This window comes from Saccharopolyspora sp. 6M (genome assembly GCF_020176775.1).
Lineage (GTDB): Bacteria > Actinomycetota > Actinomycetes > Mycobacteriales > Pseudonocardiaceae > Saccharopolyspora_C > Saccharopolyspora_C gregorii.
Map to the genome: position 1 here is coordinate 1 of NZ_JAIUJZ010000271.1, position 5,590 is coordinate 5,590.

Annotated in this window: 4 protein-coding genes; 1 reads left to right on the plus strand and 3 read right to left on the minus strand. The window is 70.9% G+C overall.

The genetic code is table 11. From position 1 onward, the window contains the following. Nucleotides 1-228: 228 nt before the first annotated feature. Nucleotides 229-1,728 (plus strand): bifunctional lysylphosphatidylglycerol synthetase/lysine--tRNA ligase LysX, encoded by a 1,500-nt coding sequence (gene lysX / locus LCD31_RS27110; protein ID WP_224962724.1) that lies wholly within the window; start codon nt 229-231, stop codon nt 1,726-1,728. 55 nt (nt 1,729-1,783) lie between these two features. Here the strand turns inward: lysX and LCD31_RS27115 are convergent, their stop codons facing one another. The 3 genes from LCD31_RS27115 to LCD31_RS27125 all read right to left on the minus strand — a co-directional run bounded on the left by LCD31_RS27115 (nt 1,784) and on the right by LCD31_RS27125 (nt 5,044). After that, nucleotides 1,784-2,779 carry a YdcF family protein gene (locus tag LCD31_RS27115; protein WP_224962726.1) on the minus strand — a complete coding sequence of 332 codons (996 nt, stop codon included), beginning with the start codon at nt 2,777-2,779 and terminating at the stop codon, nt 1,784-1,786. Between the two features lie 82 nt (nt 2,780-2,861). Further along, entirely contained in the window at nt 2,862-4,514 is a 1,653-nt protein-coding gene (locus LCD31_RS27120) for a sulfatase-like hydrolase/transferase (protein ID WP_224962728.1), read from the minus strand. A gap of 137 nt (nt 4,515-4,651) precedes the next feature. After that, nucleotides 4,652-5,044 (minus strand): hypothetical protein, encoded by a 393-nt coding sequence (locus tag LCD31_RS27125; protein WP_224962730.1) that lies wholly within the window; start codon nt 5,042-5,044, stop codon nt 4,652-4,654. Nucleotides 5,045-5,590 lie beyond the last annotated feature (546 nt).

Below are 5,590 nucleotides of genomic sequence, written 5' to 3' on the forward strand. Positions count from 1 at the left end.
TCACACCCCCGCGCTCCCCCAAACCCCCCCCCCCCCCGGGCCCGTTACCCTCCCTCCGCGGCGTCGGCGGGTCGACGGGGAACGCGACGACCGGGCGCGGCCCTCCCCCAGCTCGCCGCGCTGCTCGGCACCGGGCACCTTCGCGGAGGACCGGCCGCCCGACCGCCACCACCGACGCGGGACCGACACCCCGGCCAGGCTGGTGAGCTGGGCCGATACCATGTCCGGGTGAGTGAAGCGGTGGACGAGAATCACGAGGACCTGCCGGAGCAGATGCGCATCCGGCGGGAGAAGCTGGACCGGCTGCGGGAGAGCGGAGTCGACCCCTACCCGGTCGGTTACCCGCGCACCACCTCGATCGGGCCCGTCCGCGAGAGTCACGAGGGCCTCGAACCGGACGTCGCCACCGGCGATCGGGTGTCGGTCACCGGCCGGGTGCTGCTGTACCGCACCGGCGGCAAGCTGTGCTTCGCCACGATCCGCGACGACAGCGGCTCCATCCAGATCATGCTCGCGCTGGACAAGATCGGCGCGGAGGCCCTGGACTCCTGGAAGGCCGACGTGGACCTCGGCGACCACGTGGGCATCACCGGCGAGGTGATCACCTCCAAGCGCGGCGAGCTCTCGATCATGGCCGACTCGTGGGCGTTGACGTCCAAGTGCCTGCGGCCGCTGCCGGAGAAGCACAAGGGCCTCACCGACCCGGAGGCCCGGGTGCGGCAGCGCTACGTGGACCTGATCGTCAACCCCGAGGCGCGGCAGCTGGCGCACCAGCGCGGCAAGGCCGTGCAGGCCCTGCGCTCGGTGCTGCTCGGCCGCGACTACCTCGAGGTCGAGACCCCGATGCTGCAGCAGGTGCACGGCGGCGCCACGGCCCGGCCGTTCACCACGCACATCAACGCCTACGACCTCGACCTGTACCTGCGGATCGCGCCGGAGCTGTACCTGAAGCGGCTCGTGGTCGGCGGGGTGGAGAAGGTCTTCGAGATCAACCGGAACTTCCGCAACGAGGGCGCGGACTCCACGCACAACCCCGAGTTCACCATGCTGGAGTTCTACGAGGCCTACGGGGACTACGACACGGCCGCGGAGCTCACCACCGAACTGTTCCGGCAGGCCGCGAAGGCCGTGTTCGGCGACATGGTGGTGCGCCACCCGGAGCACGGGGACATCGACCTGGGCGCCGAATGGCCGTCGATCACGCTGTACGGCTCGGTCGGCGAGGCGCTCGGCGAGGAGATCACCACTGCCACCCCGGTCGAGCGGCTGCGGGAGCTCGCCGATGCCAGGGAGATCACCTGGGATCCGGCGTGGGGCCCGGGAAAGCTGGTGGAGCACCTGTTCGAGGAGCTCGTCGAGCACACCCTGATCCGGCCGACCTACGTGCGCGACTTCCCGCTGGAGACGAGCCCGCTGACCCGCCAGCACCGGCAGGACCCGCTGCTGACGGAGAAGTGGGACCTGATCGGGTTCGGCATGGAGCTCGGCACCGGCTTCTCCGAACTGGTCGATCCGGTGGAGCAGCGGCGCAGGCTCACCGAGCAGTCCCTGCTCGCCGCCGGCGGTGATGCCGAGGCGATGCAGCTCGACGAGGACTTCCTGCGCGCCCTGGAGTACGGCATGCCGCCGACCGGCGGGGTCGGCGTCGGCATCGACCGGATGCTGATGGCGTTCACCGGCAAGGGGATCCGGGAGACGATCCTGTTCCCGATGGTCAAGCCCGGCTGAAGCCCGGTTCCCGTGGCGGGGCGGTGCGCGTGGTCGCACCGCCCCGTTGCGCGTTTCAGACCGCGGCGAGCACGGTGCTGACGACGAGCAGCCCGCACATCCCGAAGTTCACCACCCGGTGGGCGAGGAAGACCGCCACGAATTCGCGGATCGTGGCGCTCGGCCAGAAGTAGCGCGCCGTCGGCGAACCGATCACCTGGGCGTTCACGCCTTCCTTGCGGGCGATCCGGGCGGCCCGCATCACGTGGAAGTTGTTCGTCACGACCAGCGCGCGGTGCTCCGGGCGGTGCTCGCGCATGATGGCCGCGCTGAACCGCAGGTTCTCCTCGGTACTGCGCGACCGGTCCTCGACCAGGATCCGCTCGGGCGGCGCCCCGTTCGCGATGAGGTGGTCGGCCATGGCGCGCGCCTCCGGGACGTCCTCACCGGGACCTTGCCCTCCGGAGGTGACCAGCACCGGCTCGCGCCCCTTCTCCTGCTGCGCGCGGAACTCGGCGAGGCCCTTGTCGAGCCTGCTCGCCAGCAGCGGCGGCACCCGCGAACCGATCAGTCCCGAGCCGAGCACCACGATGAAGTCAACGCGGCGGCGGTGCGGGAAGGCGCCGTAGACGAGCGAGTAGAGCAGGAAGCACGCGAACAGCACCGAGACGTAGCCGATCACCTTGCCCGTGGCGTCCATCGTCACTTCCAGCGGTGCCCACCCGATGGTGCCCGCGATCCCGCGCAGCACCACGAAGCCGATGATCCCGACCCCGGCGGCCAGCGACAGCACGTTCGCGAGCCGCCTGCCCTCCCGCCGCAGCATCGTCACGCCGTTGAGGACGAGGAACACCGCGAGCGCCAAGGTGGTCAGCGGGATCAGCAGGGCCAGCACGATCAGCACCACCGCCGCCGCCGATTCCGAGTACGTGGCCAGCCACATCAGCAGGCCGCCGACCAGGAACAGGCAGGCCAGGAACAGGTAGACGCCGTTGCGGACCAGCCGCCGTTCGTAGGCGAAACCGATCCCGAAGATCACGAACAGGACGGCGGCGGGGATCAAGAACAGCACGCGCGGCAGCCTACCGGTCCGGATCGGGCGGTACGGCCGGTTCGGTCGATCTTCCGGCTTCGTCGCGGGTATTCCCCTGCGCTCACCCGGGTCGTGGTGCGGCCGGGATCGGCCGGGCGCACTCCGCGCCGCGGCAGCCCTGCAGCGCGTCGAGATGCCGGTCGAGGAACGCCCGCACCTGCGTGTAGCGGGCGTCGTCGTGCTTCGACGCCAGTTCGTCCGGATCCACGTGCAGGTCGTAGAGCTCGTGGTCGCCGCTGACGTACCGGACGTAGAGATAGCGTTCGGTGCGGATCGCCTCGTAGGCGGCGTCGAGGACCTGGCTGTGGTCGTCGCGCGATTTCGCCGGCGCGGGCGGTGATGCGGAACCGTCCTGGTCCAGGTCGCCTGCCCCGGCCGCCCGGCCCGACGCCACGTCCAGCGCGGAGGCTCCGTCGCCCGCCGCGCCCGGCCGCACCGGGTCGGGCAGCGCGCCTTCCGCGGCCTCGTGCAGCAGCGGTCTTCCGGTGCGCAGCAACGGGTCCCGGGCGAACGGCAGCAGTGAACGCCCGTCCAGCGGGATCGTCGGTTCCGCCCCGCCGATGTCGGTGATGGTGGCGGTGAGGTCGGTGTTCGTGCTCAGCTCCGGCACGTGCGCGCCGCCCGCGATGCCCGGCCCGCGCAGCAGCAGCGGCACGTGCGCCGCCGCCTCGTGCGGCAGGAACTTGCCGGTCGGGACGCGGTGCTGGCCGAAGAAGAAACCGTTGTCCGACACGAACATCAGGTAGGTGTCGTCGAGCTCCCCGTTGGCGCGCAGCGCGTCGACGATCCGCTGCACCGCTTCGTCCACGGCCAGCAGCGATTCCAGGCGCAGCCGGTAGCTGGTGGCGATCTCGGTGCCGGTGGCCGCCGAGATCTCCGGGTAGTCGCGGAGGAACTCCGGCTTGTCCGCCACGTCCTGCTCGCCGTAGGACGCGTCGTACGGCGGCCGTTCCGCGGCGAACTCGCCCTGGTGGCGCAGCGCGGGCCGCGGGCCGCGACCGACCCGGAAGAAGTCGCCGTTGTCCGGGGCGCCGTGCACGTTCTCCCCGTGCGGGGCCAGGAACGCCACGCTCAGGAAGAACGGGTCGTCCGCCGCCGACCGCCGGTCGATGAAGTCGATCGCCTTGTCCCGGTAGACGTCGGTCTGGTACATCGCCGGGTCCTGCACCCACGGGTCGCCGTAGGTGCGCAACCGACCGTTCTCGTTCAACCGGTAGCCGTACATGTCGTAGGTGGTCGGGTCGATCGAGCCGCGCCACTCGTCCCAGCCCGGTGGCACGTGCGTCTCGTCCGACTTGCCGTAGCCGTTCGGGTACTTGCCGATGTGCGAGGTCGTGTAGCCGGCCCGCTGCATCCACACCGGCAACGCGTTCTCCTCGTCCAGCGCGTCGTAGCCGCCGAGCGGCGGCGCGTTGTGCCGCACCCCGTTGTTGTGCGCCAACTGTCCACTGAGGAAAGTCGAGCGGGAGGGGCAGCACAGCGGGAACGACGCGTAGTACCGGTCGAACGTGGCGCCGCCCAACCCCAGCAGCCGCTGCACGTTCGGCATGAACCGCACGCTGTCCAGCCACTGGTCGTCGGTCATCACCACGACCACGTTCGGCCTGCTCGCGGGGGCGGCGGTGCGCACCGGGCGGGCGCAACCCGCCAGCAGCACGCCGAGAACCAGCAGCACGGCGACCGGGATTCGGGTGGTTCCGGCGGAACGGGCCATGACCTCGATTTCCGCGCCGCGCCGCGGAGAAGTCAAGCTCCCCGGCGCGGTGGAACACGTTCAGCCGCGTCCCATCGGGTCATCTTCGGCGGGGTGGATCGATCCGGCGGGAACCGGCCGCCACCCCATCGGCGGGATCAGTAGCCGTCGCCGCCGAAGAAGGTCTCCTCCAGCTGGTCCGCCGTGTCCGCCACCAGCTGCAGCGGGTCGAGGAACTCGTTGATGTCGAGGTTCAGCAGCGGCAGCGAGTGGCGCAGCACCACGTGCTCACCCATGATCACCGCGCCGCAGACGACGGAGGTCTCGCCGATCTCCTTGAGCACCAGGCGCAGGTCCACGTCCGAGACGAGCCCGCACACCGAGGCGATCTGGACCCACTCCTCGCGCTGGTCCAGCACCTCCCGGCAAACGATGATCACCTGGCTGCGCTCGTCCTCGTACTCGATGAGGATGCGGATCTCGTCGCCGGTGTCCTCGATGACTCGGTACTCGGACCGGACGAATGCGGCGATGTCGTCCCACGTGGCCAAGGTGCCCCCAAGGTCGTCGATCGTGCCGCCGCGAGACTAGTGCACCTGATCATGTCGCGGGAACCGCTCGGCAGCGTGATCCGGTTGCCCCGATCGCACCGCCGCACCACCGGATCCGGCGACGCGGCGTGCACCGCCGCGGCAACGGGGTGGACCCGTCGGTTCTCCGGGTGAACGGACCGTTCGTCCCATCTCGTTGGTCGAACGGTCCGTTCACTCCGCCCGGAGTGCGGCAGCGGTTATCACCGAGTGAACGGACCGTCTGCCCAATCTGGTTGGACGAACGGTCCGTTCACTCCGCTTCGGCCCCGATCACCGGGTCCTGACCGCCACCGCGCGCAAGTCGGGTGAACGGACCGTTCGTCCCATCTCGTTGGTCGAACGGTCCGTTCGCTCCGAACGGCTCGTGGCCGCCCCCGCACGGCTCGAACCGCTCCCGTCCTCCCCCGGGGGGGGGGCCCCGGGGGGCCCGGGGGGGGGGGGCCGGGGGGGGGGGGCCCCCCCCCCCCCCCGGGGGGGGGGGGGGGCGGGGCCCCCCGCGGGGGG